We start from the raw sequence: 20046 nt of genomic DNA on the forward strand, positions 1-20046 counted from the left end.
TTCCTTTATCGAGCGAAAGGACATGCAGATGAGTTTGGGAAAACTGACCGTCAACGGTCGTCAGGACGGTTTTTTGTGCGAGGGCAAGCCGTTCTTTTGGTTTGCCGATACGTGCTGGAGTGCGTTTACCAGCATCCCCGAGGCCGACTGGGACTACTATCTGACCCGCCGCGCCGAGCAGGGCATGAACGTGCTGCAGATTAACACGCTGCCGCAGTGGGATCGCTGCTGCCCCGATCTGGGCATTTGGCCCTATGCCAGCGAGGATGGCGTGCGCTTTGATTGGTCTCAACCCAACCAGGCGTATTGGGAACGCGCCGCCGCCATGTGCCGCGCTGCCGTCGAGCACGGCATTCGTCCGGCGCTCGTGCTCATGTGGTGCAACTACGTGCCCGGTACCTGGGGCGCTAAGATCGCCGAGCGTTGCGGTGCCGAGGTTATGCCGCGCGAGGAGGTCCGTGCCCACGTTGCCCGCGTCGTCGAGAACCTGGGCGAGTTCGATCCCGTCTATGTGGTGACGGGCGACACGGACTTTGCCGGTGACGAGGCGATTGCCTATTACGAGGATGCGCTCGACGAGGTTGCGAAGCGCGCGCCCGAGGCCCTGCGTACCATGCACATCAATCGCGGTAACCGCACGATTCCCGCGCAGTATTTGGACCGCCTGGACTTCTATATGTTCCAGCCCGGCCACAACTACGAAGGCCAGCCCGAGGCCTGGCACCTGCCCCAGGACTTTATCGCCAGCTATCCCAAAAAGCCGATGGTCAACTCCGAGCCCTGCTACGAGCAGATGGGTGCGTCGCGCAACGTGTACTGGCGTTTTACCGCGCAGGACTGTCGCGCGAGCGTGTGGTCTTCGATCCTTGCCGGCGCCAGCGCGGGCGTGACCTACGGCGCCCACGGCGTTTGGAACTGGCAGACATCGCGCAGCCAGGGTTCGGTGCTGGGCGAGGGCTTTGACATGCCGTTCCGCTGGCAGGAGTGTCTGCAGTTTGCGGGCGTGTGGGATTTTGCCGCCATCGAGCACGTGCTTGCCGGCCTGGGTGCCACGGCTAGCGACGACGCTCTCGCCGTTATCCCGGCACAGGAGCTGCTCGATGACGCGCGCGAGTCCATCCGTGTGGCGCGTATTGGCGAGCGTGTCGTCACCTATCTGCCGCGCACCACGGCACTTACGTTTAAGCTCGATAGTGCGCGCGGCTGGTCGGCGACGGCCCTCGACATGGAGGCCAAGCGTATCGCCAAGCTGCCCGTTCGCGACAATGGCGACGGCACCGTGCGCGTGGCTCAGCATTCCTTTGAGCACGACGCCCTGGTGATCCTGACGCCCGAGCACTAACACCCGAGCTCCAACACTTCCGATCCCTCCATCCCCTTCTCCATCGCACGCAACCCAGTCCCTCAATAAGTTGCGGTGAAATAGTTCCTAAAAAGCACCCCCAGCCGGACAAACAGGAACTATTCCACCGCAACTGCTGTTGGGGCATTTGCGCCGGATGCGTAACAGTTCGGGCATTGCGTGGATACTAAGACCCATTCTCCATTAAAATGGTTTTCCGGACATCTAAGCGGGTGGGGGTTACCATGAGGGACCTGGGAGATACAACCGCATATTTGCGCCGGGGCATACGGGAGATTCTGTGCCTGGCGCTTTTCTTTTTCACGTTTTTGGCCGGCGAGTACTTCTTTGACGTACGCGTGGCCGAGTTTGTGCCAGCGAACGAGGTCGTTATCTACGAGAGCATCGTCGTCGGCGCGAGCGTGATTGGCTATTTTGTGCGTCCTCTCCTGTACTATCGCCGTCCCCAGGCAATCGATGCAACGAGCGATATGACGGGCGTGCTGCTGGTGTCGGCATTGCTGCTGCTGATTATGGCGGCGCAGTTTCAGGTCGTGATTGCGGGCGGTCTGGTGGCGTGCTGCGCCTTGGGCTACTGCGGATCGACCGCCCATGCCAATCTGGCGCGGCGTTTTGCGCAGACGCCTTGTCTGGCACGTGCCGTGGCGGTTTCTTATGCTGCGGGCATTTTGGTACAGGTGCTCAACCATATGGTGATGCCTGCGGGCATTCCTCAACAGTTTGTCCTTATTGCCTGTGCGATTGCGCTGGTTGGGCTGCTTCACGGTACCCGCCGAGCTAAATTACGCGATGAGTCCGCGCCCGAGTTCGAAGCCGAGATTGCCGAGCTATCGGTCGATGCGTCGGAGCATGGCGCCAAGTGGCGCGATAATCCCGAGGCAAAGGCGGCCTTCCAAGGTGCCGTAGTGCGCTTGACGGTGGCGACCGCCTGCCTTACCGGCGTATTCGCGGCTCTCAATGCCGGTCTTACGACCTCGCATGCCGCCGGCGCCATCGATCTGGGTGACTGGCCGCGCTTGCTGCTGGTTGTGAGCGCGCTTGCCGCCGGCGCCCTGTATGACCTGCGAGGACGCTCGTATATGAATATCATCATGACGTGCGCCGCCATGCTGTCCACGCTCTCGTTCTTTGTGCTTATCACCGATGGCAACGGTGGCAATGCGCTCGCTGCCACGATTATCTTTTACCTGGGCACGGGCTTTTTCGTGGTGTTCTTCACCGCGAAGTTCGCCGCGATTTCGATGTATGCGCGCTGGTCGTATTTGTGGCCGTGCATGGGCCGCGCCATCAACAATATTTGCTCAATGCTTGTGACGGCGCCGGCGGTGGCGATCATCTCGAGCCAAAACGTGCTAATGGCGGTAGGTGTCGTACTCGTGCTATTTGTCGGCATTGCGATCTCGCTGCTGGGGCAGTTTGGACAGGGTGCCGAGGCCGAGGCTGCGCACAGCGGGCTGGCGTTTGCCACCGACGATCTTGGCGTGAGCCGTGCGCCCGATCAGGCCGACGCGGTGCCCCTGGAGGTGCCGGAGCTTTCGTTTGACGATCGGCTCGATGGCTTCGTTACCGCCTTTGGGCTTACGAAGCGCGAACGCGATGTGCTGGAGGCGTTGGTCGTCTCGGACGACAGCGTGCAGGACGTGGCGGCGCTCTTCCTTTCGCGTTCTACGCTCTACCGCCACATCGCCTCGATCAACAAAAAGACCGGTGCCGCCTCGCGCGTGGGCCTCATCAACTTCTTCTGGTCCTGGACACCCCAAGACTAGCTAACCACCACAAAGGGGGCAGGCACCTTTGTGGTGGTTTTTACCTGCGAAAATGTGAATATGAGACATTTGTCACCTGCCGTTTTGGCGCTCAAAGGCATATGAATGTGATGTTGAGCGAAGCAGAACGGAAGGGGTGCACCTATGGCGTCTCGGGGTTGCGCGTCTAATAAAATTGCCGGCGCGCTTATCGCCGTGGTGGTTGTTGCCGCGGCGGTGACGCTTGTGCGGGCATACGGCTTTGGTGCCCGTGCCGACCAGGGAAAGAACGCCGCGCAAGCGTCGCTGAGTGATCGTGCTGCCGCTCCGGTGGCGGTCAAGCTTATCGAGAACGGCGAGACGCGGGCGGTCTATGAGACCGACGATGCCGAGCTGGTCGCATCGACCTTTGCCGCGCTCGACGATTGCACCGTGGGAGATGCGGTGGATGAGCGGATGAGCGACGCCGGTCGCACGCTCGTCTTTGTCTATGCGGACGGCTCGGAGCGGTCGGTGGAGCTCGAAGGCAAGAATATCGTGCTCGACAAGACGGCATATCGTCTCGACGGTGCCGACGAACTGTGGCGACAGCTTGCCGCCATCAAAAACAGCCAATGAAATGAGGGGTGTACGGGATGAGTGACTTGAGATTCTGTCCGGCGTGCGGAGCGCAGCTGCCTCGGGTCGCCGGCGTGCCGGTGCGATTTTGCCCGGGCTGCGGCGTCCGGCTTGAGGACATTGCATGCGGCCCGGATGCCACGGGGTCTGTGAATGATGCGGCTGACAATGATGGCGCGGGTGAAGGTTGCGAGCCGAGTGTGGCCGTGCCGGCAGATGTGCCAACGCGGAGTGCCGAGGCGGCGTCGCCGTCTGGCAACACGGCCGCGGCGGACGCTCCTCGCGCCGGCGAGCTTGAGCTCCATACCGCATGCGATGCTTCTGGCGGTCAGGCGCTCGCGTAGGTGGCGTTGCCGCGGGGCTGGCGTATCGAAGAGGCGCATCTTGAGCGCGGCGGCAGCTTCGATTGCCCGATTTCGGTTGGCGTGACGGCAGCGGGTCCGACGGGCGAGCGGATTATGTACCGCTCCGAGCTCTGCTACGTGGATGCGGGCGCCGTTGCCAGGCGTATCCCCACGCAAACCGAGCACAAGGCGTTTATGCACGTGGAGGCAGCCTGCGACGAGTTGGCCCAGGCCTGCGCGGCACAGCTGGGCGCGCAGGCGGAGGTTGTGGCCGAGCAGCCGTACCCATCGAGTGCGGCGGTCGATATCGAGCACGAGCGTGCCCGCGTAAAGCGCGAGGCGGCAAACGACTTTGCGATTCAGGGCTTTTCGATGGAGCCGAGCGATGTGATCTATGAGTGCCGCATGCGTAGATATCGGATCGCGGGTGCCCCGGTGCCCACCGAGCTTGCGGTGGCGGCCAAGGTCGAGGGCTATGTGGCCTCGATCGGCGGAGTCGCGGGCTCTATGGGTAAAGGCATTGCCGCCGGGGCCGAGGCGCTGCTGGGCGCGGGCCTTGCGAGCGGGCTCATCGGCGGCGTTCTGGGCAAGCGCCTGCGCGAGCGCCAAGCGGCGGCAGCGGCGGGGCAGGGCGTCGCGCAAGAGCAGGCTGCGGATCAGGGCGATTGCCCAGACGAGGCACCGTTCAAGCCGGGAGCGGCCGACTTGCTGCAGTGGCGTATCAGGGACAGTTTCTGTCTGGTTGCGCCAGAAGGCCGTCTGGACGAGGCAGCCTCTACGGCGCTTGCCTCAATGGCATCGACCCTGCGGCTCAACCCGTCGATTGCGCGCGAAGCGTGCGCTCAAAAGCAGCAGATGGTGCTCGAGCAGCGTCAGCGCACGCAGATGAACATCGCCCAGCAGCAACAGCAGTTCGCGGCCTGGCAGCAGATGCATGCCTCGCAGCAGGCGGCGTTCGACAGCTACCAGCAGGCTTGGTTTGAGCGCAGCGATCGTCAACACGCCGCGAATATGGCCGCCAGCGCGGCCAATTTCTCCAGCGCAGGTGTGGGAACGGGCGCGGCGTCGTATTCCGATGCCATCCGCGGGGTCAACCATTACACCAGGCCCGACGGTACCGATGTCGAGGTTTCGGTGATGGCGGATCAAGCTTGGGTGAACGGCTCGGGCGACGTGATCGGCACGCGCGATGGCTTTGAGCCCGGTTTTGGCTGGACGGAGCTGCCCCGTCAATAGCGTGAGTGGGCTACGGGAGGATCGGTGTCGAGGCGTTGCTCGGCGCTGTGATAAGAAACGGGAAAGGAACAACGATGAGGGAGACGGTTATTTCGCGCACGGCGTTTGTCGCGGCGGCGGGAACGGCGTTGCTGACGCTTGCGGGATGCGGCGGACAGCAGGCGCAGGACACGACGGGTTTTAACGACGATCGCCCGGTAAAGGACAAGATGGATGCGGGCTCGTCATCGGGTGATTCCGGTGATGCGGGCGGCGGTGCGGACACAGACAGCGGCTTGGCGGACGCGTTCGATACGTGGTCGGATGACTGCTGGGATGCGCACCGCAACATCAGCATCGCAGCGTTGCTCGAGCTTAAGGGCTGGCAGTTGCAGGAGTTTGCGTCGCAACAGGGTTATACCTGGCAAGATGCGCTCGAGATGTACGAGAACGAGGCAGGTCGCGTGCTCAGCGTCTGCAATATCAGCAAGGATGGCGCAACCGAATGGCTCGGCGAGGATGAAATCGGAAAGCTCGACAAGGGCGGCACCGGGAGTACCGTGATGTTTACGCTGCAGCTTGCGGGCTATTCGAGCTGCGAGGATGTTATCGCGGGCTTTTCCGTTCCGGTTGAGGACCGCGCGCAGATTACCTCGGGCTCGTGGATTGCGTGCGTCTACGGTTCCAACATGGCGCGTCACGTTGCCATGGTGAGCCAAATGGAAAACGGCGACTACCGCCTGGACCTCATTACCGAGGAGGCCATCAAAACCGGTACGTTTACCCAAGGCGGCGGTGCCCCCACGATTAACGAATTTTGGCAGGAGAAGACCGGGCGTGCGCTCGGCTAAGTGCGATGCGGCCAATAGCATAGCGAGGGACGAACATGATGAACGAGATGACGATGAGCCGTGCGGTCTTTGTGGCGGGCACGGGCGCGGCGGCTTGCGCGCTGGCTGGCTGCTCGGGCACAACGGGCGGCGCCAAAGCAGCGAGCACGGCGGACGCCGCCTGCGTGGACGACAATGCTAACGTGACGGTCTATGCCGCGATCAACTTGGCTGGTGCCGATATGGTGCGCCTGCTCAAACATCAAAATTATGAGTGGCAAGGCGAGAACGTGGGCTACGGCGCCGTCGATGACGCGGGATTTTTCGCTTTTACCTTTTCCAAGGTTTCGGACGATGTGGACGAACTTGCGAACAGCGCGATACCGCTTTCGGAGTCCGAGTACGAGGAGCTTGAACCGGGCGGCGGAGACGAAAACATCGCGATTCTGCTCTCGGTGGGCGGCTATACGAAGGGCGAGCGGGCGCTTATCGGCGCGATTGGCGATGCGGCGATGGTGCAGGAGAAATGCACGATCGATGATACCCAGTATTGGCTGGTCAAGGCGCTTGACGGCCACCGCTACGTGATTATGGCCAACGACACCGAAGACGATGGCGATAGCGCTCATGACATCTATATCTACAATGAGGCTTTTATTCGAACCGGCTACTTGAGCGGCGGCGACCAGATCGATATCGATGAGCTCTGGAGCCGCCTGACCAACGCCTCGTAACGCTCCAAAACCACCACGAAGGGGATAGGCACCTTTGTGGTGGTTTTGCCTTAGGGCTGTCTGTTACAGCAGCTCACCGTGACGGGCGATGTAGCGGCGCTTGGCCAGCTGGGTCAGTGCAATGTAGGCGGCGACGATGCCGATGAGCAGTGCAAAGAAGCTCAGCGGCAGCGGCGTGAGGCCCAGTGCATCGGCGATAGGGCTTGCCGGCAGCCAGGTGACAAGCGCCAGCCCCAGCACGGTGAGCACACACAGTGCGGGGGCGGCGTGATCGCGCGGGCTCGGAAGACGCGGGGAGCGCAGCATGTGGATCACGAGCGTCTGCGACCACATGGACTCGACAAACCAACCGCTCTGGAAGAGCGCCGTAAAGGCCGCCATGTCTGCGACGTCGCCTACAGCGGCAAGCTCTGCCCAGCTTGCGCCCACGGCGGCGGGGCACACCACAAAGAAGAGCGCGGCGAAAGTCGCGATATCAAACAGTGAGCTCACGGGACCCAACTCGAGCATAAAGCCCTTAATGGACGCGGCGTCCCAGGCGCGCGGACGGACAGTCCAGGCGTCATCGACGGTGTCCCACGGCAGCGCGATGCATACGATCTCGTAGACCAGCGACAGCAGCACCAGCTGCAGAGCGCTCATGGGCAAGAATGGCAAGAACAGGCTCGCGACGGTCACGGATAGCACGTTGCCAAAGTTGGAGCTCACCGTGGTCTTGAGGTACTTGAGCAGGTTGCCGTAGGTGCGGCGGCCTTCGATGATGCCGCGCTCGAGCACGCCCAGGTCCTTCTGGAGCAAGATGATGTCGGCGGATTCCTTGGCGATGTCGACGGCCGAATCGACCGAGATGCCGCAGTCGCTCGCACGCATGGCGGCGGCGTCGTTGATGCCGTCGCCCATAAAGCCCACGGTGTGGCCGAGCAGCTCGCGCATGACGCGCACCAGACGCGCCTTCTGCAGCGGCGAGAGCTTGGCGAAGAGGTAGGTGTTCTCGGCGCGCTCGGCAAGCTCGGCGTCGTCGAGCGCATCGATCTCGGAGCCTAGCAAGACGTTGCTCGCGTCGATGCCGATCTGCTCGCAGACGGTGGCGGCGACACGGTCGTTGTCGCCGGTCAGGACCTTAACGGCTACGCCCTTGGCCTCGAGGGTGGCGACGGCGCCCGCGGCACTTGCTTTGGGTGGATCGAGGAAGGCCAAAAAGCCCATCAGCACCATGTCGCACTCGTCGGCGATGCCAAACTCGCCCACGGTGCGCGGGTTGGTCTTCTGCGCCACGGCGATCACGCGCAGGCCCTCGGCATTGAGTCCTGCCACCTGCTTGCGAATCTGGGCAAGCTTCTCGTTGGTAAGCGGCTGAGCGGTGCCGTCCACCTCGACGTAGGAGCAAATCTCGAGCATTTCCTCGGCAGCGCCCTTGGTGACCATCTGGGTCTTTCCTTGGGCGTCGGCGACGACCACGCTCAGGCGACGACGCGAGAAGTCGAAGGGCACCTCGTCGACCTTGGCGTAGCGGTCGCGCAGGCTCTGGCCCAGCATGGAATCGGGCACGACGGTCGAGAGCGTAACATCGGCGCGGTCGATAACGGCCAGGTCGATGAGGTTCTTGAGGCCGGTCTGGAAGAAGCTGTTCAAGAACGCATGGCGCAGCACGCGCGTATCCTCGTTGCCGTCGGTGTTGAGGTAGCGCTCGAGCACGATGCGGTCCTCGGTGAGGGTGCCGGTCTTGTCGCAGCACAGCACGTCCATGGCGCCGAGGTTTTGGATCGCAGACAGTTCCTTGACGATGACCTGGCGGCGGGCGAGGTCCTTGGCACCCTGCGACAGACTCGTGGTCACGATGACGGGAAGCATTTGCGGCGTGATGCCCACGGCCACGCTCGTGGCGAACAGCAGCGCATCGATGACGTTGCCCTTGGTGGCGGCGTTGATGGCAAAGACGGCCGGCGCCATGACGAGCATCAGGCGCACCAGCAGCATCGAGACGCTCGAGACGCCGCGGTTGAACGCGCTCTTCTCGCCGCGCCCGTTGAGCATCTTGGCGATGCCGCCCAGGTAGGTGTCCGAACCGGTGGCCACGACAAGCGCCATGGCGGTGCCGTTTTGCACGGAGGTGCCGGTAAAGACGATGTTCTTGCAGGCGGAGAGCGGCAGCGTGGAGCTGTCGGCGCCTTCGACGACGGTGGCGACGGCGGTCTTCTCGACGGCCTCGCTTTCGCCGGTGAGGGCGGACTCGATCACAAACAGGTCGCGTGCGGTGATGATGCGGGCATCGGCCGGCACCATGTCGCCGGCGGAGAGGCGGATCACGTCGCCGGGGACGAGCTCATCGAAGGGTATCTCGATGCGCTCGCCGTCGCGCAGGGCGGTGCAGGTGTTGGAGACCAGGTCCTTGAGGGCCTCTGCCGCATTGCCGCTGCGTGCTTCCTGGATAAACTTCATGCCGCCCGATACCAGTAGCATGATGCCGATGACGATGACCGTGGAGGGGTCGCGCTGCGGCTCGGGCACGGCGAGCACGTCGATGTAGAGCGAGACCAGCGCGAGCGCGGCGAGGATGCCGGCGAAGGGGTCGATGAAGGCGTCGGCGATGCGGCGGGCAAGTGTCTTGGTCGGCGCCTCGATGGTGTTGGGACCGGCGGCGTCCAGGCGCTCGGCGGCCTGCCCGGCGGTGAGGCCGTCAGCCGTGGCGTCGAGCAGCACGAGGGAGTCCTCGGCGCTATGGGTTGCGGCAAAGATGGTGTTCTTGGCAAGGCCGGCGTGAGCGGCAGGGCGCGCCGTGCGGCGGCGCTTGGAGATGACTTCGAGTACCGTGGCGGTTTTGAGCATCAGCATAGGGTCCTCCTTGTTAAAGGGAGTTAGCGTACGTGTCGTATTGAATTGCAAAAAACCTAGATGTCGCTCACGTCATGCTCGCGAATCACCACAAGGGGGGGCAGGCACCTTTGTGGTGGTTTTGGTGATCGACTGTTGGCGCTTATGCGTGCGCGGAATCCTCGCGGCGTGCCGAGGGCGACATGCAGGTTTTTCGACTATGGCTGCCTTCCATGGCACACCTCCTTAAGGCCGGGCGCAGCGCGCTTTGGGTATCTCGTACCCGTTTCAATCCGCCGGTATTTTTGACGAGGGGGTTTGCCGTGTCAACCCCATTGTTCGGAAAATCATCGCCCCTGACAAAGCCCTTACAGAGCGCCATGGCTTCAAAGCGCGCCCGCATCGACGTCCTACCTGCGCTAAACTGTGAAGCACGTACGCGATTACGAGAGGAGCCCGCATGGAGGCTTACAAGCAAGAGTTCATCAAGTTTATGGTCGAGTCCGACGTTCTTAAGTTCGGCAGCTTTACGCTCAAGAGCGGCCGTCAGTCCCCGTTCTTTATGAACGCCGGCGCTTACGTGACGGGCTATCAGCTCAAGAAGCTGGGCGAGTACTACGCCCAGGCCATCCACGATAACTTTGGCGACGACTTTGACGTGCTGTTTGGACCGGCCTACAAGGGCATTCCCCTGGCCGTCGTGACCGCCATTGCCTACCACGAGCTGTACGGCAAGGAGGTCAAGTACTGCTGCGACCGCAAGGAGGCCAAGGACCACGGCGCCGACAAGGGCAACCTGCTGGGCTACGAGCCCCAGGACGGCGACCGCGTAGTCATGGTCGAGGACGTCACCACCAGCGGTAAGTCCATCGACGAGACCTATCCCAAGGTCAAGGCTGCTGCCGATGTCGAGATCAAGGGCCTCATCGTGTCCCTCAACCGCATGGAAGTCGGCAAGGGTGGCGTGACCACCGCGCAGAAGGAGATCGAGGCCAAGTACGGTTTCCCCGTCGCGAGCATCGTCTCCATGGCCGAGGTCGTCGAGACCCTCTACAACCACGAGATCGACGGCAAGGTTGTCATCGACGACGAGCTCAAGGCCGCCATCGACGCCTACTACGAGCAGTACGGAGCTCGGGAGTAGTTACGGCGTTTTACCAAACGCCGTAACAGCTCGACGCTGCGCGGGCCGCATTTGGACAATCTGACGTTCAACTTCAAGGGCGCGACCAGAAGGTCAGCGCCCTTTCGTTTCACGTCACCTTGTCTCAAATGCGACCCGCTCGCTGTCGGTGCCAAGACATCGGCGTTGTCTTAGCTGGTGCTTGGATCCCTTGGGGACGGAGGAAAATGTACCATCCAGAATGAGCGTGGATAATCTCCCGTTTTTGGCCTGTGTGGGGGCTCAAAGTGGGAGATTATCCACGCTCATTTGATAAGTGTCCGAAAATCCACGCTCGTTTCTATTTGAGCCCCGGGAGGCGGGTGTAGGGGAATGAGCGTTCTAGAAACTCGGCGCAGCGGGCGTAGTCTTTGGCGAAGTAGCTGCTGTAGAGCGAATCGAGCACGTATTGCACGGCGATGTGGCTGGCGAACTGCGTGATGCGGTGCGTCATGCTCTCGTGGTCGCTCACCGTGAGGTAGGCGGCAAAGCCGGGGTGCAGGCGCGCACAATAAGGTGTGCCGATGACAATGACGGGAACATGTCGGCTGCTGAGGATCGGCAAGATTTCCTTGAGGTTGGGCGCAAGGCCGCTGTAGGAGATTACGATCGCCACATTGCCGGAATCCGAGGCGAGCGCCGTGCGCACCTGGGCCTCGGTGCTGCTGTAGCATGTGGCGCTCTTGCCGGACGAAAGTAGGCGGTCGCGGAACATCCCCGCTGGATAGAGGTTGTGCGAGCCGGTGTAGATATCGACCTGCCGTGCCTTCGCGATCAGTTTGGCGGCGTGGTCGAGCTGCGCGGGGTCGAGCAGCTCCTGCGTCTCGGCCAGCGTGGTCTGGTAGAGCCCTTCCATGCGCTCCATAACCTGCGCGGGCGTGGACGTGGCATCGAAGGGAAAGTTGATGTCCACGTCGCGGCGGTTGCCTGCTTCGGTCGCCAGGCGGATAAGCTCGACCTTGAGGTCCTTAAAGCCCTCGAGGCCGAGCTTTTTGCAAAAACGGTGCACGCTTGCGACCGAAACATTGGCGCGGGCGGCAAACTCCTTAATGGAGAGTCCGCGGATGTCCTCGCCCATGGCAAGGGCCGAGATGCCGAGCTGCTGCTCGGTAGGGGTTAGGCCCTGCGCCTCGGTAATCTTGCGTTTGATATCCATTCGAACTCCCGCACTCGCCAAACCTGCCAAAAAGAGACGGGTTTATTTTGGCAGGTTTTGCCCGAGAAGGGTAACGGGGCCGAGGACACCGCTGGGCGCGACGGGCTCGGTGAGGGCGAAGATGTCGGAGGTCGCATGGTCGAGCGTGTTGATGACATCGATGGCGAGCTCGTGTGCGCCGGCGGTAAGCGCGCCTGTCGCAAAGCGGTAGGGCGGGCAGATGCGCGTGCCGAGCGTTTGTCCGTCGAGTGTGAGCGTTGCGACTTCGTAGACATCCCCTAGGTCAATGACGGTGTGGGCGAGGTCATCGGCCAGCTCGAACGACGTGCGATAGCGGAACGTACCACATACGCCGGGGAACTGCTCGGCCGTGAGGTCGCACAGGCGCTCGAGCTTTTGCGGCTCGCCAAAGGTTCCATCGCTGCCGGCAGGGGAGAGGGCGACGGTCCAGGGGTGGCTGATGTCGAGGGCGAGCGTTGCACGTGTGCTCGTGTCGGTGCAGTCCGCGGGCTCGATTGCGCCGCTTGCCTCCAGAACAACAACGCAGCTCTCGTAAGGCGCCAGCTCCAGCACGCCGTCAAACGCAACGGGCTTGGTGCTGTTCAGCAGGTCGAGGCGCGTTCCGCAAAGACACTTGTCTTGCGGAAGCGAAACCGTGCAGCAAATGCTTTCACGTGGGTGCTCGTTGACCAACATGACGTAGGTCTCGCCGGCACGCTCGTAGCGAAGTGCGCGCAGCCAGGGCTGTGGCCTATCGGTCACAACGGTCTGCAGCCCCGCGTCTGCCAGCGCGTCCGCCACATCGGCAAGTGGCGTTGCCGTAAGCCCGTCCAGATCGGCTGCGCCATCCGCGTCATAAAGAGCGCCGGGCACTTCGTCAGCAGCGAGCACCGTGACACCCGCGGCCATCATGCGCCTCACCTCTTCCGCTGTAGCCGCGCCAATAAACGAGGCGCCCGGCATGACAAACGCCTGGTAGAGACAGCCGTTAACAGCCAGCATTCCATCGGCAATCGAAACCTCGTAACGCCCCTCATCCTCAAAAGCCTCGGCAGGCACAAAGTCAAAATCGATCTGCGCGCGCGTGAGTTCGGCCGCCACGCGCTCGACGGGCATGGCGTTGCCGGCCCATTCGGCGTCGGCATGGTACAGAATGGCGACGGGGCGAGCGGCAGCGCCTTCCGAAAGGAGCGTCGCCGTGCGATTCATATAGCGCATGAGCTGGCCAAAGTGCGGCCATTGCGGGTTGTTGCCGTGCGCGTAAAAGTGCGGCGGGCAGTCCCAATCGGGGAAGGGCGCCATGCTAAACGCGTGCGGCGTAAACCAGTTAATACCGCGGACGAGCATATGGTCGGCGATCCACTTCATCTCGCGCAGGCCCTCGTGCCAGCCAAAGGCGCCAAAGACCTCGGCCATGCAGCGCCCCTGCTTTTTGGGGTCGAGGCGCGCTGCCGAAGATCCCAACTTGGCGAGCGCGTACGTAAAGAACTCCATGTTCCATGCGCCGTGGAAGTAGCTGTAGCGCCCGCGGTCAATTCCGGGGGCAAGCTGGTTGATGACCACATCCACGCCAGCCATGTCCTGCCCCGCGACCGCGCGGAAGTAATGTCCGGCGCCCTGGCCCAGGCGCGTGTGACAACTCTTGTCCTCGATCACGTGGCCAATGTGCATGACGCCGTGCGCGCGGCACCAACCGCCAATCTGCTCGTCAAAGCAGCTGCGGTAGAGCTGCGTAGCAAGGTCCATATAGGCGTGGCGAACCTGGGCGCCGTTTGCCTCGCGCGTCCAAAGGCCGTGCAACTTAGCAAGCCAATTCTCGCCAAGCGCATCGCGCAGGCGGTGGGCAAGCTCGTTCGACCACGGCAACGCTAGGTCGCCTCGCCCGATAAAACTGCTGGTAGAAGCATCGTCGAGCGTGGTGCCCTTCTCGTTCATAAAGCCGGGCTCATCGGTGAAAAAGCCCAAGATCGTTTTGCCAAACTCGTCGCTCAGATGCTCAAACGTGGGCTCGTAGACGGCGTCGATGAGCGCGTGGCACGAGGCGGCGTCGACCATGTTGATGTACTCATCGCGAAAGCCGGTCTTTTGGCTGGTGGCGTACAGCACGATCGTAGTGACGCCGGTGGGGGCGTCAAAACGCAAGCGGGCGGGCGTTCCATCATCTCCTTGCTCAACGGCGAGCGCAAGGTCGAGCGGCGCACCAGCGGCATCAAAAGCTGCCACGCCCACAAAGCGCTCGGTGGGGTCCATGAGATTACCGAGCTTGATAGTCGTGGACGGCTGGGGACCAACGACCGTAATCGTGCGATGCTTGAGCACGGTTTTCTTGAGCGCGGGGTCGACGTCATCGCCCGCAAGCGCGCCGTTGGCATAGCCTGTGGGGAAGTGGGCGTCGTCGAGCAGCCAGATCTTTAACCCCAGGCGCTTGCACTCGCCGATGATAAAGCGCAGGTCAGACCACCAGCCGTCGCGACAGAAATCGGGATGCGTGCGCGATTCCAGGCAGACCTCGCGGATGTCCGCCCCAGCGATCTGCTCCAGATACTCGGTGATCGTCTCGCGCGCCTCGCCCTTGAGCCACAAGAACGGAAGCACGTGGTTGTCGTAGATGCCGCCAAGCACCTGCTCAAAATACGCCGCCATATACGCTCCTCCAAAACAGCCTTTCAAATTCATTGAAGTCAGAGTACGCCGAGCGCGCAGCCCTGCTAATATCAAAACCACGGCAGAATATGACCGAATCAACGATGGTGATGTAATGGATATCGCACGGCTGGACAACCTTCTGCTCGAGCTGACCAACAGTGAGCGAGCCTATCGCGCGGGCGCCCATTACGACTGGAGCGATGCACTCGGTCAAGGTAATCAGGCAGATATTGATGGCCGATGCATTCGAAAAATTGGCAACCCAGCGCTCGCCCTACGACAAGAAGGCATGCCCGATGGTCTATCGATTGTTCGCAACTCGCGCTTCAATCCCGTGCCGGAACATGTCCACGATTATGTCGAAATCAGCTATATCTATCGAGGACGAGCGCCGCAGATCGTCAACGGCGCGCCGCTCATGCTCGCTCAAAACGAGGTCCTCCTGCTCGATGTCGCCTGCCCGCATGCCGTAGGCGAGCTCGGCGAGCACGACATTATGCTGAGCGTTATCATCTCGCGGCCAATGCTGCGCCGTAGCCTGGAGCAAAGCCTTTCGCCCACAAGCGCGGTCTCGAGCTTCCTGCTCAACGCCCTCACGGACGAAACGGACCACCGCGGACACGTGCATTTCCATACGGGCGGCAGCCGTCGCGTGCGCCGCTACATGCAGGAGATGCTGTGCGAGCGTCTGGACCCCACGCCAGCGAGCCCCCAGATTGTCTCGAGGCTGTTCGAGCTGCTGCTGGTTGAGCTCATGCAAAGTTACGAGGCCGCGCTGTTGCAAGCGGACGCGCCCGCGCTGCCATCGGCGCAGGTCGCGGCTGCCATGGGCTACATCGAGCGTCACGCTCGCGACTGTACCCTCGAGGACCTAGCCCGCCACCTGCACCTGAGCCCCAACTACGCAAGCGCCCTGCTCAAGCGTCAGACAGGCCGCACGTTTATGCAGCTGGTGCAAGAGAGCCGCCTAGCGCGCGCGGCGACGCTGCTCGATGCCGGCGCCATCGCGGAGGTCGCAGCGCACGAGGCGGGCTATGCCAACATGAGCTTCTTCTACAAAAAGTTTGCCGAGCGCTATGGCTGCACGCCGGCTGCCTATCGTCAGCGTTTGCCCAGATAAAACCGACCAAAATAAACCTGTCCCTTTTTGACAGGTATCAGGAAGTGTCAGGGGCGGGCAGGCGGCGGGGCGCCGCTGCGAAAAGAAGTGTCGGGTTTGGCGCGGCCGCTCCCGCATGCCCCGCGCGTGGGCGATACTCGGCTTATCGACCCACGATGCAAAGGAGATGCTCATGGCAAACATCAAGTTCCCCGAGGGTTTCTATTGGGGTGGCGCTACCGCCGCCAACCAGTTTGAGGGCGCTTGGAACGTGGACGGCCGCGGCGCTTCCGTCGACGACCACTTCCTGGGCGGCAGCTACAAGGAGCCGCGTCAGATCACGATCGACATCGACCCCAACCGCTTCTACCCCAACCATGACGGCATCGATTTCTACCATCACTACGAGGAGGATATCGCGCTGTTCGCCGAGATGGGCTTCAACATGTTCCGCATGTCCATCTCCTGGAGCCGCATCTTCCCCAACGGCGACGATGCGCACCCCAACGAGGCCGGCCTCGCCTTCTACGATCGCGTTTTCGACTGCCTGCGCGCCCACAACATCGAGCCGCTCGTGACCCTCTCGCACTACGAGATGCCCTATCACCTGGTCGAGAAGTACAACGGCTGGGCGAGCCGCGAGCTCATCGGCTTCTTTGAGAAGTATTGCCAGACCGTCTTCGACCGCTATCAGGACAAGGTCAAGTTCTGGCTCACCTTCAACGAGATCAACTGCGGCACTATGGACATGGGCGCCATGATGGAGACCGGTCTGATCCAGGGTTTCGAGGGCCCGGCAAGCGCCATCAAGACCACCGCCCAGCAGCGTTATCAGGCCCTGCATCACCAGTTTGTCGCCAGCGGCCGCGTCGTGCGCTACGCCCACGAGCACTACCCGCAGTTCAAGATGGGCAACATGGACGGCTTTATCCTCTCCTACGCCGCCACGTGCGATCCGGTCGACGTGTTCGCTACGCAGCAGCAGATGAACTCCATGAACTGGTACTGCTCCGACGTGCAGGTGCGCGGCAAGTATCCGTTCTATGCCAAGCGCTTCTGGGCCGAGAACGACGTCGAGCTCGCAATGGAGGACGGCGACCTGCAGGATATCGCCGACGGCAAGGTCGACTTCTACACCTTTAGCTACTACATGTCCGGCACCGTGGGCACCCACAAGGACCACGAGATGACCGAGGGCAACATGACCTTTGGCGGCAAGAACCCCTACCTGGAGTCCACCGACTGGGGTTGGCAGATCGACCCGCTGGGCCTGCGCATCGCCCTCAACGAGATCTACGCCCGCTACGAGATTCCGCTGATGGTGGTCGAGAACGGCATGGGCGCCTACGACGAGGTCGAGGAGGATGGCTCCATCCATGATCCGTACCGTATCGCCTATCTGCAGAGCCACATCAAGGCCATGGGCGAGGCCGTCGCTGACGGCGTCGACCTGATCGCCTACACCTGGTGGGGCCCCATCGACCTGGTGTCCGCCGGCACCGGCGAGATGCGCAAGCGCTACGGCTTCATCCATGTCGATAAGTACGACGACGGCACCGGCACCTACGAGCGCCGCCGCAAGGACAGCTTCTTCGCATACCAGAAGATCATCAAGTCCAACGGCGCTGAGGGCTTGGAGTAATTGAGTTCCGGCGATTGAGTTCCGGCGTTCTGACGAACGCCGGACCGGCGGCCGATTTCGTGACCACGAATGTCGACGACGACGGCATCTGGAACGCTTTTGTGCATCTGGGGCTTATCGAGGATTAATCGACAATATGAGTGCCACCGGGGAAAAGCGTTGGGATGGGTTCGCGATTCGAGTCCCCACCTTAGCATTTGAGCCATTTGGCACTATAATCACCATAGGCATGCGCACTTCGTTGCGCTTAATCAAGAGGAGAAAACGTATGGGTCTGTTTGACATGTTCAAGAAGAAGGCTGAGCCCGCGGCTGCCGCTGCTCCTGCCTCCATCTCTGCTTCTGCCGGCGCCGACGTGCTGTGCTCGCCCGTCAAGGGCAAGGTCATCAAGATGGCCGACGTGCCCGATCCCGTCTTTGGTGGCGAGGTCCTGGGCAAGGGCTGCGCCGTGTGGCCCGAGGACGATCTGGTCTATGCTCCCTGCGACGGCAAGGTGACCGTCACCATGGGTCACGCCGTGGGCCTGCAGTCCGATAGCGGCATCGAGGTTCTGGTGCACGTCGGCGTCGATACCGTCAACATGAACGGCGACGGCTTCGAGGGCTTCGTCAAGGCCGACGACGTCGTCAAGGCCGGCCAGCCCATGCTCAAGATCGACCGCGCCAAGATCGCCGCTGCCGGTTACAAGGACTGCGTCGTCGTGGCCGTGTCCAACACCGCCGAGTTTGCCGACGTCGAGCTTGCCGTCGAGGCCGACTCCGCCGTCGCTGCCGGCGATGCTATCGTCAAGGTTGTCCGCAAGTAAATCGCGGCATCGCATAATGTCTAAGGGTGGTCGGATTGTCCGGCCACCCTTTTTTATTGCACCGCAGGGGAGCGTTTTATTGCGCGTTGGGCGGGCTTGCAAACCGTTCGGACGCTAAAACGAACCGACCGCGCCTTCGTGCTGCCGAGGGTGTTCATAAGTGGATAGTATGTGCTTACTATCACAACGTGCGCCGCGTTTGGGAAGCGCGGTGCCGCTCATTGGGAGGAACATCATGAAAAAGAAGCTGCTGCTTGCGCCCCTCATGGCCGTTTTGGTTGCATGTGTGGTCGTGCTTTCCGGCTGCGGAGGCCCCTCGATCGAAGAGCTCATCACCGAGGACCTTACGACTCAGTTCGATGAGGTCAAAAACGGTGGCGACGATTTTCTCTCTGGTCTGGAAGAGGCTTCGGGCGACGAGTTCGAGCAGCTGGGCATCGATCCCAAGGAGTATGCCAAGACCTATCTCGAGGGCTTTGATTACGAGATCGGCGACGTGACGGTCGACGAGGACAAGGGCGTTGCAACCGCCGAGGTCTCCATCACCTGCAAGTCCATGAACAAGATCGTCGAGGACTTCTCCACCCAGTATCAGGAGAAGGTCGCTGCGCTTGACACGGTTCCTTCCGATGGCGAGCTGTACAAGATGGCCGGCCAGGTGATGGTCGATGTGACCAAGGCTACCGAGCCCAGGAAGACCACGGTTATCTTCAAGTACACCTGCAACGACGACGGCGAGTGGTCTGCTGACGACTCCGTCAACTCCGAGATGATGGATGCGATGCTGAGCTAGTTTGTTGCGGCGTTTTACCAAACGCCGCAACTGCTCGACGCTGCGCGCCGCCCAAGCCGACAATTTGTCACTCAAAAGGCGAGGCATGACCAAAAGGTCTATGCCTCGCCTTTTTCATGCCAACTTGTTCGGCTTGGGCGGCGCTCGCTGTCCGTCCTCTACCTGCGGTGTTGCCATTGTTGAGGGGCAGCTAATTTGGGACGGGGCTCTTTTAGCTACCCCGTGCCCATCTAAGTTGCGGTGAAATAGGGACTGTTGGGGGCAGTAGGCCGGCAATCAGTCCCTATTTCACCGCAACTTATTGGTGGGCGGCTCGCTACTCGCCCAAGATCAGCGCGGCGAGTTCGTCCTGGGTGTCCACTACGTAGTCGGCGCCGGCGGCTTCGAGCTCTGCTCGGCCGCGGAAGCCCCAGGTGACGCCGGCGCTCTTAAGGCCGGCATTGTGGCCGGTCAGAACATCGACATTCGAATCGCCAACGTAGAGCGTGGTTGCCGGGTCGGCGCCCAGCTCCTCCATTACATGCAGCGTGACGGGAGCCTCGGGCTTGGGTGGAAACGCGTCGACACGACCCTGCACCAGCGCAAAACGATCGGGGCCAAAGTACTTTTCGATAAGCGGAGCCGCCGAAATATGGTCCTTGTTGGTGAGCACGGCAAGCTCAACGCCCGCGGCGCGCAGACGGTCGAGCATCTCGACCGTGCCGGCATAGGGGGCGGTGTGGTCCTCCTTGTGCTCGCCGTAATAAGCCCTAAACTCGGCGAGCGTCTGCTCAAACATGCGGCCGTCGCCCGCGTACTCGGCGGGCATAAAGCGCTCGACCAGCTTGAGCATGCCGTTTCCCACCTTGTAGCGGTACTCGTCCACGGCAAACGTGGGCCAGCCGTGCATCTCGCAGGTATGGTTGCCGGCGGCCGCCAGGTCCTCGAGCGTGTTGAGGATGGTGCCGTCCAGGTCAAAGATCACATGGGAAAACGCTGCTGCCATGGGTGCTCCTGCCGTTTGAGTTGTAAAGCGCACCCCATGATACTGGGCATGCGTGCCGGGCATGTTTGGAATCTGAATATCTTTAATAGCCCTGAGCC

The 20046-nt window shown here is 61.8% G+C and carries 16 protein-coding genes; 12 read left to right on the forward strand and 4 right to left on the reverse strand.

Annotated elements, in window-relative coordinates; genetic code table 11:
* Positions 1-28: 28 nt before the first annotated feature.
* The 7 genes from AB5Z25_RS00250 (at position 29) to AB5Z25_RS00280 (ending at position 6849) form a co-directional block, all read left to right on the forward strand.
* Complete coding sequence (locus tag AB5Z25_RS00250) at positions 29-1342, forward strand: glycoside hydrolase family 140 protein (protein ID WP_368134472.1); 1314 nt, start codon at positions 29-31, stop codon at positions 1340-1342.
* A gap of 245 nt (positions 1343-1587) precedes the next feature.
* Positions 1588-3129: a helix-turn-helix transcriptional regulator gene (locus tag AB5Z25_RS00255; RefSeq protein ID WP_368134473.1), complete on the forward strand. Its 1542-nt coding sequence runs from the start codon at positions 1588-1590 to the stop codon at positions 3127-3129.
* 144 nt (positions 3130-3273) lie between these two features.
* Positions 3274-3726: a hypothetical protein gene (locus AB5Z25_RS00260; RefSeq protein WP_368134474.1), complete on the forward strand. Its 453-nt coding sequence runs from the start codon at positions 3274-3276 to the stop codon at positions 3724-3726.
* Between the two features lie 17 nt (positions 3727-3743).
* Positions 3744-4070: a hypothetical protein gene (locus AB5Z25_RS00265; RefSeq protein WP_368134476.1), complete on the forward strand. Its 327-nt coding sequence runs from the start codon at positions 3744-3746 to the stop codon at positions 4068-4070.
* The gene (locus AB5Z25_RS00270; protein ID WP_368134478.1) at positions 4071-5306 is read left to right on the forward strand and encodes a hypothetical protein; all 1236 of its coding nucleotides are present in this window, start codon (positions 4071-4073) and stop codon (positions 5304-5306) included.
* A gap of 74 nt (positions 5307-5380) precedes the next feature.
* Positions 5381-6136, forward strand: a complete 756-nt coding sequence (locus tag AB5Z25_RS00275; protein ID WP_368134479.1) for a hypothetical protein — start codon at positions 5381-5383, stop codon at positions 6134-6136.
* A 35-nt stretch (positions 6137-6171) separates the two neighbouring features.
* On the forward strand, positions 6172-6849 hold the full coding sequence (locus tag AB5Z25_RS00280) for a hypothetical protein (protein ID WP_368134481.1): 678 nt from the start codon (positions 6172-6174) through the stop codon (positions 6847-6849).
* Between the two features lie 63 nt (positions 6850-6912).
* On the opposite strand, the gene mgtA is transcribed toward AB5Z25_RS00280, so the two are convergent.
* Positions 6913-9681 (reverse strand): magnesium-translocating P-type ATPase, encoded by a 2769-nt coding sequence (gene mgtA / locus AB5Z25_RS00285; protein ID WP_368134482.1) that lies wholly within the window; start codon positions 9679-9681, stop codon positions 6913-6915.
* A 439-nt stretch (positions 9682-10120) separates the two neighbouring features.
* On the opposite strand from mgtA, the gene pyrE reads away from it, so the two are divergent.
* Positions 10121-10804: an orotate phosphoribosyltransferase gene (gene pyrE / locus AB5Z25_RS00290; protein ID WP_117630014.1), complete on the forward strand. Its 684-nt coding sequence runs from the start codon at positions 10121-10123 to the stop codon at positions 10802-10804.
* A 319-nt stretch (positions 10805-11123) separates the two neighbouring features.
* Here pyrE and AB5Z25_RS00295 read toward each other — a convergent pair whose 3' ends face one another.
* Both AB5Z25_RS00295 and AB5Z25_RS00300 read right to left on the reverse strand, forming a co-directional pair.
* Complete coding sequence (locus AB5Z25_RS00295) at positions 11124-11978, reverse strand: MurR/RpiR family transcriptional regulator (protein WP_368134483.1); 855 nt, start codon at positions 11976-11978, stop codon at positions 11124-11126.
* A 42-nt stretch (positions 11979-12020) separates the two neighbouring features.
* Positions 12021-14621, reverse strand: coding sequence for a glycosyl hydrolase (locus AB5Z25_RS00300; RefSeq protein ID WP_368134485.1), 2601 nt, complete (start codon positions 14619-14621; stop codon positions 12021-12023).
* A 115-nt stretch (positions 14622-14736) separates the two neighbouring features.
* On the opposite strand from AB5Z25_RS00300, the gene AB5Z25_RS00305 reads away from it, so the two are divergent.
* From AB5Z25_RS00305 to AB5Z25_RS00320, 4 genes are all read left to right on the forward strand, one after another.
* Positions 14737-15744 (forward strand): AraC family transcriptional regulator, encoded by a 1008-nt coding sequence (locus AB5Z25_RS00305; RefSeq protein WP_368134487.1) that lies wholly within the window; start codon positions 14737-14739, stop codon positions 15742-15744.
* 172 nt (positions 15745-15916) lie between these two features.
* Positions 15917-17365: a glycoside hydrolase family 1 protein gene (locus tag AB5Z25_RS00310; RefSeq protein WP_368134488.1), complete on the forward strand. Its 1449-nt coding sequence runs from the start codon at positions 15917-15919 to the stop codon at positions 17363-17365.
* A 268-nt stretch (positions 17366-17633) separates the two neighbouring features.
* A complete protein-coding gene (locus AB5Z25_RS00315; RefSeq protein WP_055310775.1) occupies positions 17634-18170 on the forward strand; it encodes a PTS sugar transporter subunit IIA in 537 nt (178 codons plus the stop codon).
* Between the two features lie 235 nt (positions 18171-18405).
* Positions 18406-18963, forward strand: a complete 558-nt coding sequence (locus AB5Z25_RS00320; RefSeq protein WP_368134490.1) for a hypothetical protein — start codon at positions 18406-18408, stop codon at positions 18961-18963.
* Positions 18964-19279: 316 nt separating this feature from the next.
* Here the strand turns inward: AB5Z25_RS00320 and AB5Z25_RS00325 are convergent, their stop codons facing one another.
* Entirely contained in the window at positions 19280-19948 is a 669-nt protein-coding gene (locus AB5Z25_RS00325) for an HAD family hydrolase (protein ID WP_368134491.1), read from the reverse strand.
* Positions 19949-20046 lie beyond the last annotated feature (98 nt).

The sequence above is a fragment of the Collinsella aerofaciens genome, from assembly GCF_040910325.1.
Taxonomy (GTDB): Bacteria; Actinomycetota; Coriobacteriia; order Coriobacteriales; family Coriobacteriaceae; genus Collinsella; species Collinsella aerofaciens_BL.

Bases quoted from the DNA above. Each gene is read 5' to 3' on its own strand.
- AB5Z25_RS00295 (WP_368134483.1), bottom strand. From the start codon at position 11,978: ATGGATATCAAACGCAAGATTACCGAGGCGCAGGGCCTAACCCCTACC.
- AB5Z25_RS00315 (WP_055310775.1), top strand. From the start codon at position 17,634: ATGGGTCTGTTTGACATGTTCAAGAAGAAGGCTGAGCCCGCGGCTGCC.
- mgtA (WP_368134482.1), bottom strand. From the start codon at position 9,681: ATGCTGATGCTCAAAACCGCCACGGTACTCGAAGTCATCTCCAAGCGC.
- AB5Z25_RS00325 (WP_368134491.1), bottom strand. From the start codon at position 19,948: ATGGCAGCAGCGTTTTCCCATGTGATCTTTGACCTGGACGGCACCATC.
- AB5Z25_RS00300 (WP_368134485.1), bottom strand. From the start codon at position 14,621: ATGGCGGCGTATTTTGAGCAGGTGCTTGGCGGCATCTACGACAACCAC.
- AB5Z25_RS00310 (WP_368134488.1), top strand. From the start codon at position 15,917: ATGGCAAACATCAAGTTCCCCGAGGGTTTCTATTGGGGTGGCGCTACC.
- AB5Z25_RS00320 (WP_368134490.1), top strand. From the start codon at position 18,406: ATGAAAAAGAAGCTGCTGCTTGCGCCCCTCATGGCCGTTTTGGTTGCA.
- AB5Z25_RS00255 (WP_368134473.1), top strand. From the start codon at position 1,588: ATGAGGGACCTGGGAGATACAACCGCATATTTGCGCCGGGGCATACGG.
- AB5Z25_RS00280 (WP_368134481.1), top strand. From the start codon at position 6,172: ATGATGAACGAGATGACGATGAGCCGTGCGGTCTTTGTGGCGGGCACG.
- AB5Z25_RS00260 (WP_368134474.1), top strand. From the start codon at position 3,274: ATGGCGTCTCGGGGTTGCGCGTCTAATAAAATTGCCGGCGCGCTTATC.
- pyrE (WP_117630014.1), top strand. From the start codon at position 10,121: ATGGAGGCTTACAAGCAAGAGTTCATCAAGTTTATGGTCGAGTCCGAC.
- AB5Z25_RS00275 (WP_368134479.1), top strand. From the start codon at position 5,381: ATGAGGGAGACGGTTATTTCGCGCACGGCGTTTGTCGCGGCGGCGGGA.
- AB5Z25_RS00305 (WP_368134487.1), top strand. From the start codon at position 14,737: ATGGATATCGCACGGCTGGACAACCTTCTGCTCGAGCTGACCAACAGT.
- AB5Z25_RS00250 (WP_368134472.1), top strand. From the start codon at position 29: ATGAGTTTGGGAAAACTGACCGTCAACGGTCGTCAGGACGGTTTTTTG.
- AB5Z25_RS00265 (WP_368134476.1), top strand. From the start codon at position 3,744: ATGAGTGACTTGAGATTCTGTCCGGCGTGCGGAGCGCAGCTGCCTCGG.